Origin of the sequence: Microbacterium sp. SL62 (assembly GCF_026672635.1) — a bacterium.
Classification (GTDB): Bacteria; Actinomycetota; Actinomycetes; order Actinomycetales; family Microbacteriaceae; genus Microbacterium; species Microbacterium testaceum_A.
On record NZ_JAPPRM010000001.1, the window covers coordinates 1,259,350 to 1,281,398 of the forward strand.

General features: G+C 71.0%; 17 protein-coding genes and 1 riboswitch. Of the genes, 5 read left to right on the top strand and 12 right to left on the bottom strand.

The features are described from left to right. Positions 1–38: 38 nt before the first annotated feature. Both OVA26_RS05960 and OVA26_RS05965 read right to left on the bottom strand, forming a co-directional pair. Positions 39–1,697 (bottom strand): thiamine pyrophosphate-binding protein, encoded by a 1,659-nt coding sequence (locus OVA26_RS05960; RefSeq protein WP_268103420.1) that lies wholly within the window; start codon positions 1,695–1,697, stop codon positions 39–41. Between the two features lie 206 nt (positions 1,698–1,903). After that, positions 1,904–2,608, bottom strand: a complete 705-nt coding sequence (locus OVA26_RS05965; RefSeq protein WP_268103421.1) for an IclR family transcriptional regulator — start codon at positions 2,606–2,608, stop codon at positions 1,904–1,906. Positions 2,609–2,705: 97 nt separating this feature from the next. On the opposite strand from OVA26_RS05965, the gene OVA26_RS05970 reads away from it, so the two are divergent. Beyond that, positions 2,706–4,577: an FAD-dependent monooxygenase gene (locus OVA26_RS05970; protein ID WP_268103422.1), complete on the top strand. Its 1,872-nt coding sequence runs from the start codon at positions 2,706–2,708 to the stop codon at positions 4,575–4,577. 326 nt (positions 4,578–4,903) lie between these two features. Further along, positions 4,904–6,376, top strand: a complete 1,473-nt coding sequence (locus tag OVA26_RS05975; protein ID WP_268103423.1) for an NAD-dependent succinate-semialdehyde dehydrogenase — start codon at positions 4,904–4,906, stop codon at positions 6,374–6,376. Between the two features lie 211 nt (positions 6,377–6,587). Here OVA26_RS05975 and OVA26_RS05980 read toward each other — a convergent pair whose 3' ends face one another. After that, the gene (locus OVA26_RS05980) at positions 6,588–8,027 is read right to left on the bottom strand and encodes an XRE family transcriptional regulator (protein ID WP_268103424.1); all 1,440 of its coding nucleotides are present in this window, start codon (positions 8,025–8,027) and stop codon (positions 6,588–6,590) included. Positions 8,028–8,144: 117 nt separating this feature from the next. Between OVA26_RS05980 and OVA26_RS05985 the strand changes: the two genes are divergently transcribed. Next, positions 8,145–10,037: a phosphoenolpyruvate carboxykinase (GTP) gene (locus OVA26_RS05985; RefSeq protein ID WP_268103425.1), complete on the top strand. Its 1,893-nt coding sequence runs from the start codon at positions 8,145–8,147 to the stop codon at positions 10,035–10,037. Positions 10,038–10,137: 100 nt separating this feature from the next. Here the strand turns inward: OVA26_RS05985 and OVA26_RS05990 are convergent, their stop codons facing one another. Beyond that, a complete protein-coding gene (locus OVA26_RS05990; protein ID WP_268103426.1) occupies positions 10,138–10,593 on the bottom strand; it encodes a hypothetical protein in 456 nt (151 codons plus the stop codon). 171 nt (positions 10,594–10,764) lie between these two features. On the opposite strand from OVA26_RS05990, the gene OVA26_RS05995 reads away from it, so the two are divergent. Both OVA26_RS05995 and OVA26_RS06000 read left to right on the top strand, forming a co-directional pair. Beyond that, on the top strand, positions 10,765–11,529 hold the full coding sequence (locus tag OVA26_RS05995; RefSeq protein ID WP_268103427.1) for an ABC transporter ATP-binding protein: 765 nt from the start codon (positions 10,765–10,767) through the stop codon (positions 11,527–11,529). Then, positions 11,526–12,989 carry an ABC transporter permease gene (locus OVA26_RS06000; RefSeq protein WP_268103428.1) on the top strand — a complete coding sequence of 488 codons (1,464 nt, stop codon included), beginning with the start codon at positions 11,526–11,528 and terminating at the stop codon, positions 12,987–12,989. Before OVA26_RS05995 ends, OVA26_RS06000 begins: the two co-directional genes overlap by 4 nt. Positions 12,990–13,003: 14 nt before the next feature. Here OVA26_RS06000 and OVA26_RS06005 read toward each other — a convergent pair whose 3' ends face one another. The 8 genes from OVA26_RS06005 to OVA26_RS06040 all read right to left on the bottom strand — a co-directional run bounded on the left by OVA26_RS06005 (position 13,004) and on the right by OVA26_RS06040 (position 22,003). Beyond that, complete coding sequence (locus OVA26_RS06005) at positions 13,004–14,881, bottom strand: ABC transporter ATP-binding protein (protein ID WP_268103429.1); 1,878 nt, start codon at positions 14,879–14,881, stop codon at positions 13,004–13,006. A gap of 243 nt (positions 14,882–15,124) precedes the next feature. Beyond that, a complete protein-coding gene (locus OVA26_RS06010) occupies positions 15,125–16,576 on the bottom strand; it encodes an MFS transporter (protein ID WP_268103430.1) in 1,452 nt (483 codons plus the stop codon). A 179-nt stretch (positions 16,577–16,755) separates the two neighbouring features. After that, positions 16,756–17,109, bottom strand: a complete 354-nt coding sequence (locus OVA26_RS06015; protein ID WP_056226721.1) for a hypothetical protein — start codon at positions 17,107–17,109, stop codon at positions 16,756–16,758. 231 nt (positions 17,110–17,340) lie between these two features. Then, entirely contained in the window at positions 17,341–17,814 is a 474-nt protein-coding gene (gene ribH / locus OVA26_RS06020) for a 6,7-dimethyl-8-ribityllumazine synthase (protein ID WP_056226723.1), read from the bottom strand. Continuing rightward, positions 17,814–19,082 carry a GTP cyclohydrolase II gene (gene ribA / locus OVA26_RS06025; protein WP_268103431.1) on the bottom strand — a complete coding sequence of 423 codons (1,269 nt, stop codon included), beginning with the start codon at positions 19,080–19,082 and terminating at the stop codon, positions 17,814–17,816. Before ribA ends, ribH begins: the two co-directional genes overlap by 1 nt. Beyond that, positions 19,079–19,735 (bottom strand): riboflavin synthase, encoded by a 657-nt coding sequence (locus OVA26_RS06030; RefSeq protein ID WP_268103432.1) that lies wholly within the window; start codon positions 19,733–19,735, stop codon positions 19,079–19,081. Before OVA26_RS06030 ends, ribA begins: the two co-directional genes overlap by 4 nt. Then, on the bottom strand, positions 19,735–20,808 hold the full coding sequence (gene ribD / locus OVA26_RS06035) for a bifunctional diaminohydroxyphosphoribosylaminopyrimidine deaminase/5-amino-6-(5-phosphoribosylamino)uracil reductase RibD (protein WP_268103433.1): 1,074 nt from the start codon (positions 20,806–20,808) through the stop codon (positions 19,735–19,737). The genes OVA26_RS06030 and ribD overlap by 1 nt, the downstream gene beginning before the upstream one ends. A gap of 56 nt (positions 20,809–20,864) precedes the next feature. After that, positions 20,865–21,013, bottom strand: a riboswitch (FMN riboswitch). Positions 21,014–21,139: 126 nt separating this feature from the next. Continuing rightward, positions 21,140–22,003, bottom strand: a complete 864-nt coding sequence (locus OVA26_RS06040; RefSeq protein ID WP_268103434.1) for an Fpg/Nei family DNA glycosylase — start codon at positions 22,001–22,003, stop codon at positions 21,140–21,142. Between the last annotated feature and the right edge of the window lie 46 nt (positions 22,004–22,049).

A 22,049-nucleotide genomic window follows, 5' to 3' on the forward strand; every position in this document is an offset into this window, starting at 1 on the left:
CGGGTGCGCCCGGGCGTTCGAGGTGCCGCGTGCCGCGGTCAGCGCGCCGCGATCTCCTCCCAGTACGGCGCCACGACCGCAGCGCTCACGCGGAGGTCCAGCAGCAAGAAGCGGCGATCCTCGACCGGACGAGAGACCCAGGATGCCAGGGCCTCCAGGTCGTCGACCGTCTCGACCACCACGCCCTCGGCGCCGAACCCGCGCGCGACCGCGGCAAAGTCGACCTGGGGGATGAGCATGGGATCGGGGTGCAGGCCCTTCAGTCCGTAGTTGAGCACCTCGGCGCCGTACTGTGCGTCGTTCCAGACCACGGCGATACCGCGACCGCCCGCGACGCGCACCGCGGTCTCGAGGTCGGCGAGGGCCATGAGTCCGCCGCCGTCGCCGGTGGTGAGCACGATCGTCGAGTCGGGGCGGGCGACCGCGGCTCCGGGGACGCTCGGGAAGCCCAGGCCGATCGACTGGTAGGCCGTTCCAACCATGATCATGCGGTCGGGCGAGGCGACCGGCCAGTACATGTTGGACCACCCGAGGAAGTGCCCGCCGTCCGAGACGACCACGCGGTCCTCGGGGAGCAGCTCGGCGATGCGTGCGGCGGCGGTGCGCGGATCGAGCCGTCCGTCGGGGCCGGTGCCCTGTCCCTCGGGCTGTCGCCGGGCGACGGCGAGGTCGAGGCCGTGACCCCACGACGAGGGCGTCGCGCCGCGCCCGCGCAGGCGCCGCGTGATCTCGGTGGCGACGTCTGCGGCATCTCCCCGCACGTACCCACCGATGTTCGGGTGCGTGGCGGTGGGCGCGAGGTCGACCTGGAAGACCCGCGTGCCGGGGGCGAAGAGCTCGCCGAAGCGCATCGTGAACTGGTTCAGCCCCGCGCCGAATACGACGGCGACGTCGGCCTCGCGCACGAGCTCCATCGCGCCGGGCGCACCGAACCCGCCGGCGACGCCGAGGTCGCGCGCGGGGTCCGAGAACAGTCCGCGGCCCAGGGCGCTGGTGGTCGTCAGGGCTCCGGCGGTCGCGGCGAGGTCGTCGAGGGCCGCTCCCGCGCCGGCCAGCCACGCGCCGCGTCCGCCCAGGAGCAGGGGGCGCTCGGCCGAGGCCAGCGCGTCGGCGATCCGGTCGATGACCGCGTCGGCGAAGGCGCCGAGAGGGGGGTGCTCGGGCGTCACCTGGGGCGCGGCGCCGGGGGCCTCGGCATCCGGGATCGAACCGGCCTCGCGGGTCGCGACGTCGTACGGGATGCCGAGGACCACGGGAAGGCGATACGTCAGGGCGTGCTCGACCGCGATGACGATGGTGGCCGCAGCGTCGCGGTGACCGACCGTATAGGTGCGCGCGCCGACCGCGGCCGCGAGGGCGATCTGGTCGACCCCCCAGGGGCGGGGTCCCGAGGTGGGCTCGTCGCCCACGATCAGCACGAGGGGAGTGCGTGCCTGCACGGCCTCGGCCAGCGCCGTGAGCGTGTTGGTGAAGCCGGCACCGTAGGTGGCGGTGGCGGCGGCGAGACGCCCGCACGCGCGATAGTGCGCGTCGGCGGCGACGACACCCGCGGCTTCGTGTCGGACGGCGACGAAGCCCGAGGGGGTCTCGCGCCCGAGAGCGTCGAGGAAGTACGCGTTGCCGTTGCCCATCACGCCGAAGACGGTGTCGATGTGGCGGGCGAGGGTGTGCGCGACGTGCGCGGAGACGGTGGGCATGACGGGGAGGGCCTTTCGAGACGGGACGGAGGGATGCCGTATGTGTCTCGCGGGGACTCCGCTACGTGCCCTTTTTTCGAGCAGCGACCCACGACCTCGTGCGCCTGACGGATGCGATCTTATGCGATTGCGCGGTACGTGGGTGGTCCGTCCCTCGGTGGGCGTCGGTCGCGGGCTTCGGGTGGCGCCCCCTGGGCGCGACCGCCCTACAGCGCTCCCCGGATCGCGGATGCCGCGGCCTCGAGCCGCGCGGCGATCGCGGCGTCGTCGAGGTCGGTCGACACGTGCACGGCGGCGACAGCCGCGGGCTCGCGGCCCTGCACAGCGAGGGGGACCGCCACCGCGCGGAGCGTCGGGATCACCTCGTCGTGACTGCGCGCCCAGCCGCGCTCCGCGGCATCCGCCACCTCCGACGCCAGCTGCGCGTCGACCTCGTCGGGCCACCGGCGCGGGGGGAGCTGAGCGAGGATCGCGCGACCGGGAGCGCCCCGGGTGACCGGATGCCGCGTGCCGGGCCGCTGCGCGACCGCGGTCACCGTGTGCCGGGGCTCGACGCTCGCGAGGGTCACGCACTCGTCGTGGTCGAGCACGACGAGGAAGCACGTCATGCCGAGGTCGGTGGCGGCCGCGGTGAGTTCGGGCAGGGCCTCGGCCTGCAGGTCGGCGGCGACTCCCGCGGCCAGGGCGGCCAGGCCCGTGCCGAGGCGCACCGCCCCCGCGGCGTCGCGGGTGACGAGACCGTGGTCCTCGAGCGTGCGGAGGAGGCGGTAGGCCACCGAGCGGTGCAGGTCGAGGCGCCCCGCGAGCTCGTCGATCGTGAGCGGTGTGCGGGCGTCGGCGAGGGTTTCGAGGAGGCGGATGCCGCGACTCAGCGTCTGCGAGGCGGGGGAGGAGTCTTGCCGTGGCGTCATGGCTCGGCTAACCTCTCGTTCGATAGCGGAACGCTGAGTTCGAATATAGAACACACCGTCTCGCGGGGCAACCTCGACATCGACGTCAGGAGAAACGATGCAGTTCCACCACCACGGCTACGTCTCGGGCGATCCGCGCGTGCAGAACGCCGCGGGCACCGGCGTCGACCGGCCCGAGCGCCTGCCCGACGAGGTCGACGTGCTGATCGTGGGCTCCGGACCCGCCGGCATGCTGCTGGCCGCGCAGATGTCGCAGTTCCCCCAGCTCACGACCCGGCTCATCGAGAAGCGCGAGGGGCGCCTGCCGCTGGGTCAGGCCGACGGCATCCAGCCCCGCAGCGTCGAGACGTTCCAGGCGTTCGGCTTCGCCGACCGCATCACCGCCGAGGCCTACAACATCGGCTGGATGAACTTCTGGGCGCCCGACCCCGAGGATCCCGCCAAGATCGTGCGCACGACCCGCACCGAGGACTACGGCTTCAAGATCAGCGAGTTCCCGCACCTCATCGTCAACCAGGCGCGGGTGCTGGACTACTTCGCCGAGGCCGCGGCCGACGGCCCCGCGCGCATCCGCCCCGACTACGGCGTGGAGTTCCTCGGCCTCGAGGTGCACGACGACCACGTCGAGGTGCGCGTCCGCACGGACGAGGGCGAGCGCACGATCCGTGCGAAGTACGTGGCCGGATGCGACGGTGCCCGCAGCGGCGTGCGACAGGCGATCGGCCGCACCCACGTCGGCGCTGCCGCCCGGCACGCGTGGGGCGTGATGGACGTGCTCGTCGAAACCGACTTCCCGGACTGGCGCATCAAGTGCGCGATCAACGCGGCGGCGGGCAACATCCTGCACATCCCGCGCGAGGGCGGCTACCTCAGCCGTATGTACATCGACCTCGGCGAGGTCGCGGCCGACGACGACCACCGCGTGCGGCAGACCCCGATCGACGAGGTGATCCGCCGGGCGAACGAGATCTTGCACCCGTACTCGATCGACGTGAAGCAGGTCGCGTGGCACAGCGTGTACGAGGTGGGGCACCGGGTGACCGACCAGTTCGTCGACGACCTCGACAGCCCGCGCGTCTTCCTCACCGGCGACGCCTGCCACACCCACAGCGCCAAGGCCGGGCAGGGCATGAACGTCTCGATGCAGGACGGCTTCAACCTCGGCTGGAAGCTCGGGCATGTGCTCACCGGCCTCGCATCCGCCGACCTCCTGCGCACCTACGACGACGAGCGCCGACCCGTCGCCCAGCAGCTCATCGACTTCGACCGCGAGTGGTCGTCGCTCATGGCGCGCAAGCCCGGCGAGATCACCGACCCCGCGGAGCTGTCGACCTACTACCTGGCCACGGCCGAGTTCCCCTCGGGCTTCATGACGCATTACGGCCCCTCGGCGATCACCGCCGACGCGCCCGCTCAAGAGCTGGCATCCGGATTCCCCGTCGGCAAGCGCTTCAAGAGCGTCGAGGTCGTGCGGGTGTGCGACGGCAACCCCGTGCACCTCGGTCACCACGCCAAGGCCGACGGGCGCTGGCGGGTGTACGCCTTCGCGGATGCCGAGGGCTCGGCCCTGCGCGAGTGGGCGACGGCGGCGCGCGACATCGTCGAGCGTTTCACCCCCGAGGGGGCCGACCTCGACGCCGTGTTCGACGTGAAGGCGGTGTACCCGGGCCGCTGGGAAGACGTGGTCGACGTGCCCGATCTGTTCCGCCCGCGCTCCGGCCCGCTCGGACTCACGGACGGGGAGAAGGTCTTCGCCGCCGCACCCTCGGCTTGGACGAGCGCCGACATCTTCGCCGAGCGCGAGATCGTGGCAGAGGGGGCCGTCGTTGTCGTGCGCCCCGACCAGTACGTCGCGCACGTGTTGCCGCTGACCGACCCCGCCGGGCTCGAGCGCTTCTTCGCCGGGGTGATGGCCGGCCCGCGGCGGAATGACGCGGTGCACCGCCGCCTCGCTCAGACGCTCCGATAAACGCCGATCCTCACCAGACACGCTGCGTCGCGGCGTTTCCGGCGAGAAATGGCGTTTATCGCGACGCGGCGCTGACGGCGGACGCCTGTGGCGGCGGCGGCGGACGGCGGCGCGGGACGACGCCTGCCGCGCGACGCCTGCCGCGCGACGCCTGCCGCGCGACGCCTGCCGCGCGACGCCCGCCGCCGTCTGCGTCGGCCACGCGGCGCGAGCGCACCGGCCACGGCGGCGAGCACACCACCCCCTTTGTACGCCACGTATATCGGCGCACCCCCGTGTGCTGACGAGAATGGGCGGGACACCCCCGCATCGATCCAGGAGGATTCATGACCGATTCGCGCGAGAGCGAGCTGCTGGCATCCGTACCCACCGGCCTGCTGATCAACGGGGAGTGGCGCCCCGCCACCGGCGGCAAGACCGTCGACGTCAACGACCCCTCCACGGGTGAGGTCATCCGCGAGATCGCCGACGCGACCGTCGACGATGGCATCGCGGCGATGGATGCCGCAGCAGACGCGTTCCCATCGTGGGCCGCGACCCCCTCGCGGGAGCGCGCCGAGATCCTCCGCCGCGCGTTCGACCTGCTGCAGGAGCGTAAGGAGGACATCGCGCTGCTGATGACCCTCGAGATGGGCAAGCCCCTCGCCGAGGCTCGCGGGGAGGTCGGCTACGGCGGGGAGTTCCTCCGCTGGTTCAGCGAGGTCACCGCGCACACCCAGGGCCGCTACGGCGCCAACCCCGAGGGCACCGGCCGCATGGTCGTCTCGCAGCACCCCGTCGGGCCCTGCTACCTCATCACCCCGTGGAACTTCCCGCTCGCGATGGCCACCCGCAAGATCGCCCCCGCGCTCGCCGCCGGCTGCACGGTCGTCATCAAGCCCGCGACCCTCACGCCGCTCACGACGCTGTTCTTCGCGCAGATCCTGCAGGACGCAGGGCTCCCCGCCGGTGTCGTCAACGTCGTGACCACCACCAACACCGGCCCGGTCTCGGAGCGCATCATCTCCGACCCGCGTCTGCGCAAGCTCTCATTCACGGGTTCGACCCCGGTCGGCGTGAAGCTGCTGCAACAGGCCGCTCCCGGAGTGCTCCGCACCTCGATGGAGCTCGGCGGCAACGCGCCGTTCGTCGTGTTCGACGACGCCGACCTCGACAAGGCGGTCGAGGGGGCGATGCTCGCGAAGTTCCGCAACATCGGCCAGGCCTGCACCGCCGCCAACCGATTCATCGTGCAGCGCAGCGTCGTCGAGGAGTTCACCCGCCGCGTTACCGAGCGCGTGCAGGGCATGAAGATCGGTCGCGGCACCGAGGAGGGCGTGCAGATCGGACCCCTCATCGACGACCGCGCGGTCGACAAGGCCAAGACCCTCGTGGGCGACGCGGTCGAGCGCGGCGCCACGGTCACCGTGGGCGGCTCGCCCATCGACGGCCCCGGCACCTTCTTCGAGCCCACTGTCGTGGCCGACGTGCAGCCGGGCAGTGACATCCTCCGCGAGGAGATCTTCGGACCCGTTCTCGCGATCATCCCCTTCGACGACGAGGACGACGCCGTGCGCCTCGCCAACGACACCGAGTACGGCCTCGTCTCGTACGTCTTCACCGAGTCGCTCGCGCGCGGTCAGCGCATGATCGACAAGCTCGAGACCGGAATGATGGGCCTCAACGTCGGCGTCGTCTCCAACGCCGCGGCCCCCTTCGGCGGGTGGAAGCAGTCGGGCCTCGGCCGCGAGGGCGGCGACGAGGGCATCCACGAGTATCTGCAGACCAAGTACACGCTGACGGCCAACCCGTACGCCTGATCGGCCGGACACGACACCGGATGCCACGGCCCCGGCGCCCCGCGAGGGCCCGGGGTCGTGGCATCCGTCGTTCCGTCGGCGACCCCGCGACACAACGCAGGAGATCACGGTCCCCGTCGCCAATCCGACGCCCGGGGAAACCCTCGACGACCGAAAGTCCTGCATTGTGTCGAGGTGGGGAGGGACGCCGACATCCCCGGCGGAACCGGCGTCAGCCGTCCGCGTGCCGGTCGAGGAACGCGAAGACCTCCGCGTCGTCGACGCCGGGGAACATGCCGCGGGGGAGCGGCGAGAACATGTACTGGTGCACGCGGGCGCTCGGCCAGGCCTTGCCCGACCAGCGCTCCGCGGCTTCGGTGTCGGGGCGGCGGCAGCACGACTCGTCGGGGCAGTGCGAGACGCCCCGCTTCGTGGTCTCGCGTCCGCGGAACCACCGGGCGTCGTCGAACGGCACGCCCACGGTGATCGAGAAGTCGCCGCTCGAGGTCGTTCCCGTCTGGCTCGAGCACCAGTAGGTTCCGGCGGGAGTGTCGGTGTACTGGTAGTGCTCGGTGGTGCGGTTGTGCTCGTCGAAGGCGGACCGCGCTGAGAACTTCTTGCACACGATCTGCCCTTCCACCGAGCCGGTGACGTCGGTGGGCAGGGGGAGATCGTCGTTCTCGTAGACGCGCGAGATCGCACCGTCGCCGTCGACGCGCATGAAGTGCAGGCGGATGCCGAGGTGCACGGTCATCAGGTTCGTCATGCGCATGGCGGCTGCTTCGTGGGTCACCCCGAACGCGTCGCGGAAGTCTTCGACGGCGAGGTTGCGGTCCTTTTTCGCCTGCGTGAGGAAGGCGACCGAGCTCGTCTCGGGCATGAGGCAGCAGGCGGCGTAGTAATTGATCTCGAGGCGCTGCTGCAGGAAGTCGGCGTAGTCGGTGGGCGGGCGGTGCCCGAGCAGACGGTGCGCCATCGCTTGCAGAGCCATCGATCGCAGGCCGTGGCCGCCCGGGATTGACGCGGGAGGCAGGTAGATGCGCCCGTTCTCGAGATCGGTGACCGAGCGCGCCGAGTGCGGCAGGTCGCTGACGTAGATGAGTTCGAAGCCCAGCTGTTCCGCCATGATGCTCACCGTGCGGTGGGTGAGGGCGCCGGTCGAGTGCCCCGCGGCCTTGAGCTGCTTCTCGGCGAGACGTTCGATCTCGGGCAGGTGGTTCGACATCTCCCGCATGCGCAGGCGCAGTTCGGTGTTGGCGCGGCGGGCTTCTTCGGGGCTGGCGATCGTCTCGCGCTCGCGCCGTTGCAATTCGCGGTGCAGGCCCAGCACGGCCTCGATCGTGTCGTCGCTCGTTCCCTTGGTCACTTTGACGGGAGGGATGCCGAGCTGCCGGAAGAACGGACTTGTCTGCGCCCGCTCGAGCTCGATCTCGAGGGCCGCCCGGCGGTTCGGGGGCTCCCGCGAGAGGAGCTCGGTGACCTCGGTCTCGGTGGCCCGCGCGATCTCCTGCAGGAGGGAGAGCTTCGGTTCGCGTTTGCCGTTCTCGATGAGGCTCAGCTGGCTGCCGGCGACGCCGACCATCGCACCGAGCTCGTCGAGGGTGTAGCCGCGCGCGAGTCGGTGGTGCCGGATGCGGTGCCCCAGGGTCGTGAGTTCGAACGACGATGCCATTCCTTGACCATATCGAAAGATCGTCGATTCTTACGGGCAAACTTCTCGGAAAGAAGTCGCTCGCGCGCCCACCATGGAGGAAGACCACCGATTTCGCTCTCAACCGAGGAGAACGACATGGCACTCGCCGACCTCTTCAACTCCACCCCGCGCACCGCCGCGCCCGTCACCCGTGCGGGCCGCGTGGCTCGCGCCGGCCACGGGGAACGCCCCGCCGTCGAAGGCCCCGGCCTCGCCGCCCTCACCGCCTGGGTCGACCAGGTCGCCGCTCTCACGCAGCCCGACCGCATCCACTGGGTCGACGGCTCCGCCGCGGAGAACGACGCGCTGCTGCGCGAGATGGTCGACGAGGGCAAGCTCATCAAGCTCAACCCCGAGTGGCGTCCCGGTTCCTACCTCGCCCGCTCCCACCCCGGCGACGTCGCCCGTCTGGAGTCGCGCACCTACATCGCCTCCGAGCGCGAGGAGGACGCGGGACCGACGAACAACTGGATCGCCCCCGCCGAGATCCGCGAGACGCTGAACGGCGTCTTCGAGGGCTCGATGCGCGGTCGCACCATGTACGTCGTGCCGTTCTCGATGGGTGCGGTCGGCGGGCCCCTGAGCCACATCGGCGTGCAGATCACCGACAGCGCCTACGCCGTGGCATCCATCGGCGTGATGACCCGCGTGGGCACCTCGGTCACGCAGCAGATCGCAGGCGGAGCGCCGTGGGTCAAGACGGTCCACTCGGTCGGTGCGCCCCTCGCCCCGGGCGAGCAGGATGTCGCGTGGCCCTGCAACGACGAGAAGTACATCGTGCACTTCCCCGACACCCTCGAGGTCTGGTCGTTCGGCTCGGGCTACGGCGGCAACGCGATCCTCGCGAAGAAGTGCTTCGCCCTGCGCATCGCCTCGGTCATTGGCCGTGACGAGGGCTGGCTCGCCGAGCACATGCTGCTCATCCGCGTCATCGACCCGAAGGGCAAGGCGTACCACGTCGCCGCCGCCTTCCCCTCGGCCTGCGGCAAGACGAACCTCGCGATGCTCCGCCCGACGATCCCCGGCTGGCGCGTCGAGACGCTCGGGGACGACATCACGTGGATCCGACCGGGTGAAGACGGACGCCTCTGGGCGATCAACCCCGAGGCCGGCTTCTTCGGCGTCGCCCCCGGCACCGGCGAGTCGACCAACGTCACCGCGATCGAGACGCTCTGGGGCAACACGATCTTCACCAACGTCGCGCTCCGCCCCGACGGCGACGTGTGGTGGGAGGGCCTGACCGACGAGGCGCCCCCGCATCTCACCGACTGGGAGGGCAACGCCTGGACGCCCGCGTCGGGCCGCCCCGCCGCGCACCCCAACTCGCGCTTCACGGTCGGCGCCGCCCAGTGCCCGCAGATCGCCGAGGACTGGGAGGCCCCCGAGGGCGTCCCCCTCGACGTCATCCTGTTCGGCGGTCGTCGCGCCACCAACGTGCCGCTGGTCGTCGAGGCGACCGACTGGTCGCACGGTGTGTTCATCGGCTCGACGGTCTCGAGCGAGAAGACCGCCGCCCAGGAGGGCACCGTCGGCGAACTGCGCCGCGACCCGTTCGCGATGCTGCCCTTCTGCGGCTACAACATGGGCGACTACTTCGGCCACTGGCTGAAGGTCGGCCAGAAGCTCCGCTTCGACCGCGCTCCGCGCATTTTCCAGGTCAACTGGTTCCGTAAGGGCGACGACGGACGCTTCCTCTGGCCCGGCTTCGGCGACAACGCCCGCGTGATCGACTGGATCATCCGCCGCGTCGACGGACAGGTGGATGCCGTGGACAGCCCGATCGGCCGCCTGCCCAAGGTCGAAGACCTCGAGCTGTCGGGTCTCGACCTGCCCGCCGCCGACCTCGAGGAGTTGTTCTCGATCGACCGCGCGTCGTGGCTCGCCGAGGCTGACCTGACCGAGGAGTTCTACGACACCTTCGGTTCGCACCTGCCGGCCGCCCTGCGCGCCGAGCTCGCCGCGCTGCGCTACCGCCTGCAGCGCTCCTGAGACCGGCTCGCCCTCCGCGCCGTTTCGTGCGGACAGGGCGAGCCCTCGAATCGACGCCCCTCCCGTTCTTGGCGCGCGGGAGGGGCGTCGGTGTTTCCGCTCAGGATGCCGCCGGCGATTTCTCCTTCTCGCCGGGGCTGTTCGGCGTCCAGCCGTACCACCCGTCGGTCGTGGCGATCACCGACCACGCCCCGCACGCGAACACCCGGTCCTTCGAGTAGACGTCGGGGGCGTCGTCGATGTGCACGGTCGGGGCCGACTGCCGCTCCATCTCGACGCAGGTGGCCGGATCGAGCGCGGAGCCGCTCCGCGCGATCGCTGCGGCGACCTCGCCGTCGCGCTTGGTCTTCAGAACGATCTCGGTCGCGTCGGCGGGCAGCCAGGGCACGGTCGTCGCGGACTGCGCGACGACCTCGGCCGTATCGCGGAACTTCGTGGTGACCTCTTGAGAGAAGGCTTCTTGGATGCCGGTGCATCCCGCCAACGCGAGGGTGAGGCTCCCGCCCGCGGCGACGGCGAGCGCGAGGAGGAGGGGGGACGAGCGGTGCGATGTCATGGGTCGATCGTGACCGAGTGGGGATCGCGGGGGCGTCGTCCGCGGGGATGACTCCCGTCCGTCTCGAGACGCATTTCACCCCGCCGCCGGTGCAGCGTCATCCCCGGGATGTACGACGAGACGACGTCAGGCCGATGCCGCCGGTCGGGAGTGATTCGTAGCGTCGGGTTCATGCAGCAGAACTCTTTCGACACCGCGCCGATGGCCGCGCGGGTGCAGAACCTCACGAAGACCTTCGGTGCCGGCGAATCGCGGGTCCACGCTCTCGACGACGTGACGATCGGCCTGCGACGCGGCGAGTTCACCGCGATCATGGGGCCGTCCGGTTCGGGCAAGTCCACCCTCATGCACGTCATGGCGGGGTTGGATGCCGCGACCTCGGGCCGCGCGTTCATCGGCGATACCGAGATCACGGGCCTCAGCGACCTCGACCTCACGGTGCTGCGTCGGTCGCGCGTGGGGTTCGTCTTTCAGTCGTTCAACCTCGTGCCCACGCTCGACGTGCTCGGCAACATCACCCTGCCGTTCGAGCTGGCCGGTCGTTCGCCCTCTGCCGAGGCCCGACGCCGCATCGACGCGATGGTCGAGTCGATGGGGCTCGGCGGCCGCCTGCGTCACCGTCCGCATGAGCTCTCGGGTGGCCAGCAGCAGCGGGTCGCCATCGCCCGAGCCCTGGCGACGCAGCCCGACCTGATCTTCGCCGACGAGCCGACCGGCAACCTCGACTCGCGCACCGGCCGCGAGGTGCTCGCGTTGCTCGCTGCGGCGAGTCGGGAGCACGGGCAGTCGATCGCGATGGTGACGCACGACCCGATGGCCGCCTCGCACGCCGACCGCGTGATCTTCCTCGGCGACGGCCGCGTCGTGGCCGACACTCCGCGCCAGAGCGCCGAGGCCATCTCGGCATACATGCTGTCGTCGGAGGTCGGGGCGTGAGCGCCGTCGTCGAGCGGCCGGTGCGCGCGTCGCGCCCCCGCCGCCGGACGCGCTCCCTGCCGCGTGCGGAGCGCGGTCTCGGCGCCTCGGTGCTGGTCGCCGCGATCTCGAGCGGCTTCGGCACCTTGCTCATCGCCGCGACGGGGTTCATCGGCGCGTGGCTGCTGGCGGCGCCGTATCTCGCGGGTCGCGAGAGCGTCGTGGTGGTCGTGGCGATCCTCAGCGCACTGCTGGTGGGGGTGGCGATGTTCGTCGCGGCGATCGTCACCACCACCACGTTCGCGACCATCGTCGCGGGGCGCACCCGGCAGATCGCTCTGATGCGCCTGATCGGGGCGTCGGCGCGGTCGGAGCGGGTGCGGGTCGCGCGAAAAGGTCTCGTGGTGGGGGCCATCGGAGCGGCCGTGGGCCTGATCGGCGGCGCCGCGGGCGCTGCTGCACTGCTGCCGGTGGCGCGCACCGTGTGGGGGATCGACGTCGAGTACGCGCTCCTGCAGCCGGTGCTCGTCGCGCCCGCGGTCATCGTGACCCTCACGACGTGGGCCGCCGCCTGGGCCGGCTCGCGCCGGGTTCTCGAGGTGACGCCGCTCGAGGCGATCTCGGGCGCGACCGAGCGCAATCGGAGCGAGGCCGTCGGTGGTCGTGCCCGCCGCATCGTCGCGGGGATCCTTTTCTTCGGCGGCTCCCTCGTCCTGGCGGCCGGTGTGGCTCTGGGCCTGCTGTCACCGCTCGGTGTGGTCGTCGCGTTCGTGGGCGGCATCTTCTCGTTCACGGGACTGAGCCTGGGCGCGACGGTGATCATGCCGCCCCTGCTGCGGGTGACCGGACGCCTCTTCGGCCGATCGGCCGAGGCGCGCCTCGCGGCAGAGAACGCCCTGCGCTATCCCGAAAGATCGAGCCGCATGGCGATCGGCGTCGTGATGGGCGTGACGCTCGTGACGATGTTCGCGGTGGCGTCGCAGTCGGCTCGCGAGGTGCTCATCAGCTCGGGCGGGGGTGAACCGCCGGAGGAACTGCTGTCGCTCATGGACACCTTCGCCGCGATCATGATGTCGCTCGTGGCCGTGTCGGCCATGATCGCCGCTGTCGGCCTGGTGAACCTGCTGACCCTCGGGGTGATCCAGCGCCGTCGGGAGCTCGGCCTCCTGCGCACGCTCGGCTTCGCCGCCCCGCAGATCCGACGCATGGTGCTGCTCGAGGCCGCACACCTCACCGTGACGTCGGTGGCCCTCGGGCTCGTGCTCGGCGTGGTCTACGGCTGGGCGGGAGCGCAGTCGCTGCTCGGTTCGGTCGGCGTCCCGCCGGAGTTCTCGTCACCGACGTTCGTGCTGCCCGCGATCCCGTGGGCGACCGTGGGCATCGTCGCGGTGGCGACGGCACTGCTCGCCGCCGTCGCCGCCGTCGCGCCCACGCGCCTGGCCACCGCGGTGTCGCCGATCGACGCCCTCGCGGGCGACTGACCCGCGGTCGCGGCTCAGACCAGCAGCTGGTGCTTCGCGAGGTCGCGATAGAGCGGGGTGGATGCCACGAGCTCGCTGTGCGTGCCCCGACCGACCACCCGGCCCTTGTCGAGCACCACGATGAGGTCGCTGTCCACGACCGTCGAGAGGCGGTGCGCGATGACGAGCAGGGTGCGGTCGGTGGCGACGGCGTCGATCGCCTGGCGCATGCGCTGCTCGTTCACGCCGTCGAGCGACGAGGTCGACTCGTCGAGCAGCAGCATCGGGGGAGCGGCCAGCAGCGCGCGGGCGATCGCGAGGCGCTGGCGCTCTCCGCCCGACAGCATGACGCCGTCCTCGCCGACGGGAGCGTCGACGCCGAGCGGACTGCGCTCGAGCACGTCGCCGAGGTTGACCGCGCGCAGCACCCTCTCGCAGTCGGCGTCGGATGCCGCGGGCGAGGCGAGTCGCAGGTTGTCGGCGATCGTGCCGGCCAGGGTCGGCGCGTCCTGCTCGACGTAGCCGAAGCGCGCGCGCAGGTCGTCGCGGGAGAGGTCGCGCGCGTCGACGCCGTCGACGAGGATCGCCCCCTCCGTCGGATCATAGAACCGCTCGATCAGGGCGAGGATCGTGCTCTTGCCCGCGCCCGAGGGGCCGACGAGCGCGACGCGCGATCCGCGCGGCACCTCGAACGACACCCCGCGCAGCACGTCGCGGTCGTCGTCGACCTCGGCGACCGTCTCATCGGCCGCCCGCTCGAGGTGCGCCTGCTCCAACACGGACCGGGCCTCGGCAGCGGCGGCCTCGCGCGCCTTCACGACGTCGTCGGGGTAGCGGAAGTGCACGTCGCGGAACGCGAGGGCCGCGGCATCCGGAACCGCCGCAGGCGACGACGGACGGTCGGCGTCGTCTTCGAGGGGGAGGTCGAGCACCTCTTGAATGCGCCCCAGCGCGCCCAGCGCCTGGTTGACCGAGGTGATCGCGCCGATCGCCGAGGCCAGAGGCTGCACGAGCAGGAAGAGGAAGATCACGAACGTGACGAGCGCGGCGACGTCGATGGCGCCGGATGCCACGCGGTAGCCGCCGACGCCGAGAACGACGAGCAGCGACACCTGCAGGGCGACGAAGGCGATCGGCACGATGAGCGCCGACACCCGCGCGATGCGCACGCCCGCGGCGTACGCGGCCGTGGCGTTCTCGGTCACCGCCGCGATCTCGCGCTCGGTCGCCCCCGACGCGCGGATCGTGCGGATGGAGCCGACCGCGCGCTCGACGCCCGACGACAGCTCGCCGACCTTGGCCTGCTGATCGGCGGATGCCGAGCGGATCCGCGTGCTCAGCAGCACGACCACCGCGAGCGAGGCGCCGACGACCACGATGATGAGCCCGAGCAGCAGCGGATCGATGACGGCCATCGCGATGACCGCGCCGACGAGGATGAGGGCGTTGCCCACGGCATCCGCGAAGCCCTGGGTGAGCACCGCGTACAGCAGGGTCGTGTCGGTTCCCACGCGCGAGACGAGATCGCCGGTGCGACGCGCGTCGAACTCGCTGATCGGGAGGCGCAGGATGCGCGAGATGAGTCGCCGCCGGCTCGAGAAGACCACGGCGGTGCCGGTGCGCTGCAGCAGGTAGTGCTGGAAGCCCGAGATGACCGACGACAGCACGACGAAAGCCACCAGCAGCCACACCAGGGCGCCGAGGGGAACGCTGCTCTGCACGCGCGAGATGACCTCGCCGACGAGCAGCGGCTGCGCGAGCGTGGCGGCGGCGCCGAGCACGCTGAGCACGGCGACGACGAGGAGCGTTCTCTTGTGCTCGAGCAGGAAGGGGACCAGCTGACGGAACGACGCGCGCGGGCCTTCGGGCGCGCGGCGGCCGCGCCGACCACGCGCGGGAGCGGGAAACGACATGCTCACCTCGGGAAAGGAATGGGGTGCTTCGACCGTACCCCGCCCCACCGACACCGCCGGTCGGTCCCCTCGATGGCGTGCGAAACTCCGGAGAAATCCCGCGAAGCGCCGTCGTTCCCGGGTGAAGACCCCCGGGGCGCACCGATCTTCAGGAGTTCGGCCCGCCCGCCGACGAAGCCCGATCGCAACGAAGGATGCCACGAGGCCTGGGCCCCGTGGCATCCGGTGTCGAGAACGAACCCGTTACGGCGCGGTCGCTCCCGCGGCGAGGTTGTCGTCGTAGTCGACGTCCTTCGTCTCGGGCGAGAGCACGAGTGCGACGAGGGTCAGCACGCCCATCGCCGAGAGGTACACGCCCACGAGCCACGGGTTGCCGCCACCGGCCGCCCACAGCGCGACAGCGACGATCGGGGCGAGGGCCGCGCCGAGGATCGACGACACGTTGTACGAGATCGCCGACCCCGTGTAGCGCACGTTGGTCGGGAAGAGCTCCGGCAGCACCGCGCCCATCGGCCCGAAGGTCGCCCCCATGAGCATGAAGCCGAGGATCAGGAACGACTGCACCAGGATGCGCGTGAACGCCGGGTCGGCGTGCGGCACCAGGAAGAACGAGAACGTCAGACCGAACACGATGATCGCGGCCGTGACGCCGATGAGCAGGCGCTTCCGGCCGATCCGGTCGGCGATCGGGCCCGACAGCATCGTGAAGACGCCGAAGAACACCACGCCGATGATCTGCATGATCACGAAGTCGGTGTAGCCGTAGCCCAGGCCCGGCACGAACTCGGCCGCGTTAAACGCCGTCCCCGCCTTCTCGGCGGCGGCCTGAGCCCCCTCGAGGGTGGGCTTGATGCCGTACGAGAGCGTGAAGCTCGTCATGAGGTAGAAGAGCACGTACGTCGCCAGCATGATGAACGTGCCGAGGATGAGCTGCTTCCCGTTGCGACGCACGGCCTCGCCGAGCGGGAACTTCTTGATGGCGCCGGTCTTCTCGGCCTTCGCGAACGATTCGCTCTCGACCAGTCGCAGGCGCACCCAGAGTCCGACGATCACCATGACCGCCGAGAACAGGAACGGTACGCGCCAGCCCCACGCGAGGAATTCGGCCGAGCGCTGCGCGGTGCCGTCGGGGTGGGGGAGGGCGAAGTTGATGAACAGGAAGACGCCGTTGGCGATGATGAAGCCGATGGGGGCACCCAGCTGCGGGAAGGTGCCGAACAGGGCGCGCTTGCCCTTCGGGGCGTTCTCGGTGGCGACGAGCGCCGCGCCCGACCACTCGCCGCCCAGTGCGAAGCCCTGCGCGAGACGCATGACCAGCAGCAGGACCGCGGCCCACACACCGATCTCGTTGAAGGTGGGCAGGCAGCCGATGAGGAAGGTCGCCACACCCATGGTGAGAAGGGATGCCACGAGGGTGGCCTTGCGGCCGAAGCGGTCGCCGAAGTGGCCGAAGACGATGGCGCCCAGCGGGCGCGCGATCATCGCGGCGCCGAAGACGCTGAACGACAGCAGCAGCGAGGTGGTCTCGTTGCCGGTCGGGAAGAAGAGGATCGGGAAGACGAGGACCGCAGCCGTGGCGTACGCGTAGAAGTCGTAGAACTCGATCGTGGTGCCGATCAGGCTCGCGGTGATGACGCGCGAACGGGGGTTCGCGGGGGCCGCAGCGGATCGGGTGGAGGGGGAGGAGGTGGTCATGACTGCCTGACGAGAAGGTCGATCAATCGCGTCCGGGGTGGGGCGCAGCGGTGGCGCGCCGCGATCACGGGGGTGTGTGTGAGCGGGTGCGCGAGGGAGCACCGGAAACGTCTCCGAGTGGGGGGCGTTAGACCCTCCAGTCTATGCGCGTGCTGAGTGGACGCCGACGAGCGGCGTCGTCAGTGCCAGATCACCGCGAGGCCGGCGTTGAGCAGAGCCAGGATGCCGATCGGCCAGAAGATCGCCGGCGACAGCGACCCGTTGCGCTTCTGTCGGGCCGAACCGATGCCCAGCAGTGCGCCGATGACGAGCAGGACGACGAGCTTGATGCCGATCTTGGCGTAGTTGAGCTCGTGATCGAGGCCCCACGGCGCCGAGAGCGCCAGGCCCGTGACCAGGGAGATGAGGAGGGCGTAGTTCATCAACGAGGTGACGCGCGCCCGGCGGCTGACCGCCTCGACGACCCACGCGCCGAAGAGGATGGCGAAGCCGACGAGGTGGACGAGGACGACGACGCTACGCAGGATCTCCATACCCGACAGGGTAGGGACGCGGCGCGTCACCCGCCAGGAAGGGGGGCCTCACCGCGCGCGCTTCCTGACCCGCGCGCACGGCCCCGGACCCGCGAGCGGCCCCTGAGGCTGTCGAAGGGCGCGCCCCGACGCGCGGACCTCGGTGGCGTCGACGGGCTCAGCCACCTGCACCCTCGGACGAGAACGGGCCCGGCGACCGCAGAGGTCACCGGGCCCGTCAGGAAGAACGCGTCAGCCGCGCAGCTCCCGCAGAACGAGGGCGGTGCGGATCGCGGCATCCGCGGCCTCTTCGCCCTTGTCCTCCTTGGAACCTTCGAGCCCCGCACGGTCGAGGCCCTGCTGCTCGTCGTCCAGCGTCAGCACGCCGAAGCCGACCGGCTTGCCGGCGTCGAGGGCCACGCGGGTCAGCCCGTCGGTGGCCGCCGACGAGACGAACTCGAAGTGCGGCGTGCCGCCCCGGATGATCACGCCCAGGGCCACCACGGCATCCGCTCCGCCCTCGAATGCCGCGCTGGCGGCGACGGGGAGCTCGAACGAGCCGGGCACGCGCACGACGCGGTAGGTCGCACCGGTCGCGTCGAGCACGCGCTTCGCGCCCGCGATCAGACCGTTCGTGATGACCTCGTGCCACGTTCCCGCGACCACGACGACGTTCAGGCCCGACGCGTCGACGCCACCGGTCTCGGGTGCTCCACTGCCGGCCATCAGGCGCTCTCTTCCTTCATGTGCGCGAGGGCATCGCGCAAGTCGTCCTCGGCGATGATGTGACCCATACGGTCGCGTTTCGTCTCGAGGTACTGGTGGTTGTTCGGGCCGACGCCCACGAGCAGCGGAACCTGCTCGACGACGTCGAGACCGAAGCCACGCAGCTGCGCGACCTTGTCGGTGTTGTTCGTCAGAAGACGCACCTTCTCGACGCCGAGGTCGGTCAGGATGCCGGCGGCCGCGGCGTAATCGCGCGCGTCGGCGGGCAGGCCGAGGGCGAGGTTGGCGTCGACGGTGTCCATGCCGCGCTCCTGCAGGTTGTAGGCGCGCAGCTTGTTGATGAGGCCGATGCCGCGACCCTCGTGACCGCGCATGTAGATCACGATGCCGCCGTCGCGGTCGATCGTATCGAGAGCCGCCTCGAGCTGCGGGCCGCACTCGCACTTCAGCGAACCGAACGCCTCGCCCGTCAGGCACTCCGAGTGCACGCGCACGAGGGGTGCCTTCTCGGTGAGGTCGCCCGAGACCACCGCGAGGTGGTCGGTGCCGGTGATGCGGTCCTTGTAGGCGAGGAAGCGGAAGGTGCCGTGCGAGGTGGGGACGTTCGACTCGGCGCGCAGGCTCACGCGGCGGCGGGCGGGCGCGGTGGCGGGCAGCGGGTCGGTCTCGTTGAGGTGAGCGATGAGCTGTTCGATCGTGATGACCGGGATGCCGTCGCGCTCGCCGAGCTCGAAGAGTCCGGGCAGGCGCATCATGCTGCCGTCCTCGGCGACGACCTCGGCGATCGCACCGACCGGCTCGAGACCCGCGAGGCGCATCAGGTCGACCGCGGCCTCGGTGTGGCCCGCCCGCTCGCGCACTCCGCCGTCGACGGCGCGCAGCGGCAGCACGTGTCCCGGACGGATGAGGCTGGTCGGAACCGACGCGGGGTCGGACAGCACGTTGAGGGTGCGCGCGCGGTCGGCGGCGCTGATCCCGGTGGTGACTCCTGATGCCGCGTCGACGCTGACCGTGTACGCGGTGCCGCGGGCGTCCTGGTTGACCTCGACCATGGGCGGCAGGTCGAGACGGTCGGCCCACTCGGCGGGCATGGGGGCGCAGACGTAACCGCTGGACCAGCGGACGGTCCAGGCGAGCCACTCGGGGGTTGCGAGCTGCGCCGAGATGATGACGTCGCCCTCGTTCTCGCGGTTCTCGTCGTCGGCGACCAGGATCGGCCGCCCCTGACGCAGGGCTTCCAGGGCCTCGGGGATGGTGGACAGGCTCATCGGGAGCCCCTCTCGGTCTGTGCGGCGGTCGCCGCGGGATTCTCTGTCGTGCGGAAGGCGAGCATGCGCTGGACATGACGGGCCAGGATGTCGGTTTCGAGGTTCACGGGCGTGCCGGCTTCGGCGCGGCCGAGTGTCGTGGCCTCGAGGGTTTCGGGGATCAGCGAGACCTCGAGCCACGGCTCGGGCTCGGAGGCTTCGCTCACGGCGCTCACGGTGAGCGAGACGCCGTCGATCGCGATCGACCCCTTGTCGACCACGAGCGGGGCGAGGGGGGCCGGGATGCCGACGCGCACGACGCTCCACTGCGCTCCGGGCCGCACCTCGCGCACGACACCGGTGCCGTCGATGTGGCCCTGCACGATGTGCCCGCCCAGGCGGCCGTGCGCGGCGGTCGCGCGCTCGAGGTTGACCGCGCGGCCCGGGGCGACGTCGGCGAGCGTCGACATGTCGAGGGTCTGCTTCATCACGTCGGCGGTGAACCAGTCGTCGCCCTGATCGACGACGGTGAGGCACACACCGCTCACCGAGATCGAGTCGCCGTGGCCGGCGTCCGACACCGACAGGGGGGCGCGCAGCGTCAGGCGCACGCCGTCGCCCGAGGGGTCGACGGCCGTGACGGCCCCGATCTCTTCGACGATTCCGGTGAACATCAGGCGTCTCCTTCGTTCTCGCCCGCGGTCGCGGGCACAGTCTCGGTGCTTTCGGGTGCGGTCTCGGCTGGGCGGGCGACGACCAGCAGGTCGTCGCCGAGGGAGGTGACGGATGCCACCGCCAGGCGCTTCGCCGCGTCGATACTCGGCACGCCGACGTCTCCGAGTGCGAGGCGCGAACCGCCGAGCAGCACGGGCGCGATGTAGACGAGCAGCTCGTCGGCGAGGCCTTCGCGCACGAACGCGCTCGCGAGGGTCGGCCCGCCCTCGACGAACACGCGCTGCACGCCCTGCTCGGCGAGGTCGGCGAGCACCGCGCGCAGGTCGCGCGTCGAGCAGAACAGGGGCTTGCGCGGGTGGCGGCGCACGGCGGCATCCGGAGCCGTTTCGCTCTCGCCGATGATGACCGGCATCGGCTGGTCCTCGAGCAGGGTCCCGTCATCCGCTCGCGCGGTCAGCGCCGGATCGTCGGAGCGCACCGTGCCGGTGCCGGCGACGATCGCGTCCGCCTGCGCGCGGCGCGCGTGCACGTCGCGGCGGGCGTCGGGTCCGGTGATCCACTGGCTCGTGCCGTCATCGGCCGCGGCGCGACCGTCGAGACTCTGCGCCCACTTCACGGTGACGTGCGGGCGGCCGCTGCGTTGCAGGTGCGTCCAGTCGGCGACGAGCGCCTCGGCGGCAGCTGCCTCGGGTCCCGCCTCGACGTCGACCCCGGCTGAGCGCAGGCGGTCGGCTCCACCGGCCGCCGCGTCGGTGGGGTCGTCGAGCGCGTAGACCACGCGCGCGATGCCTGCCTCGATGAGCGCGACAGCGCACGGGCCGGTGCGACCGGTGTGGTTGCAGGGCTCGAGGGTCACCACGGCAGTGGCGCCGCGTGCGGCACCGGGGGCGAGCTGCGACAGCGCGTCGACCTCGGCGTGGGCGGTGCCCGCGCCGCGATGGAATCCCTCGGTGAGAACCTCACCCGCGGGCGACAGGATCACGGCGCCCACCTGGGGGTTGAGCCCGCGCGGGCCGCGCCGGGCGAGCTGCAGAGCTCGCCGCATGGCGTCGATCTCGACGGCGGATGCCATTTCCTTGTCCTTCCCGCGGAGTCGGGGCAGGGCCAGCGGGAAGGCGCGTCACGCCGTCCGTGCTGCCTCCTATCCGGACTAGCGAGGGCTCACCCTCGCATCACCGTCGGTCCCGGAATTCCACCGGATCGGCCCCACCGCGTGAGCGGAGGGGTTCGCGGACTGTCACCGCCGGTTCGGATTCTCACCGACCCCGGAGCACGTTTTTGCACTTCTGATCCTACTCAACGTGCCTCTCGCGGTTTCATTCCCGGTCATACGGCGACGTTTCGTGGTAGTTCTCTCCGGCTCCTGCGGCGCTGCGTCTCGCACCCCGCGTCTCGCGATGCGGTCACTTGAGCAGTCGCGACAGTCGACGGTCGGCGAGCAGCTTGCCGCCGGTCTGGCAGGTGGGGCAGTACTCGAGGGAGTTGTCGGCGAAGAACACGCTGCGCACCTCGTCGCCGCACACCGGGCACGCCTCGCCGCGGCGTCCGTGCACGCGCATGCTGCGACGCTTCGCGTCCTTCAACTCGGCCGGGGGCTTGCCGCGGGCCGCGTCGATCGCCTCGGCCAGGGTCGTCGTCATCGCGCTGTAGAGATGGTCGACCTCGGCCTCCGACAGGTTCGCGGCCAGGGCGTACGGCGACATCTTGGCCGCATGCAGGATCTCGTCGGAATAGGCGTTTCCGACCCCCGCGATGGTCGACTGATCGCGCAGCACACCCTTGATCTGCGTGCGACGGCCCTCGAGCAGCGAGCCGAACGTCGCCCGGTCGAAGCCTTCGCTCAGCGGATCGGGACCCAGCCGCGCGATGCCCGGCACCTCGGCGGGGGAGCGCACGGCGTAGACGGCGAGCGACTTCTTCGTGCCGGCCTCGGTGAGGTCGAAACCCGAGCCGTCGTCGAAGCCCACACGCAGCGCGATCGGCGTCTTGCCCGGCTTGATGATCGTCGTGGGCAGGGCGTCGTACCAGCGCAGCCATCCCGCCTTGGCGAGGTGGAACACGAGATGGATGCCGGCGTCGGACGCCACGTCGACGAACTTGCCGTGGCGATCGACGCCCGTGATGCGCGCGCCGACGAGGGCCGTCAACGGCGGGTCGTACGTCTTGAGCGCGTTGATCGCCGACACGGTGGCCTTGTCGACGCGCAGCCCCGTCACCCGCCCGCGCAGGTATTCGACGAGCCCCTCGACCTCTGGCATCTCCGGCATGCGCCCATCGTGCCACCGACCTCCGACATCGGCGCGGGGCCTTGCG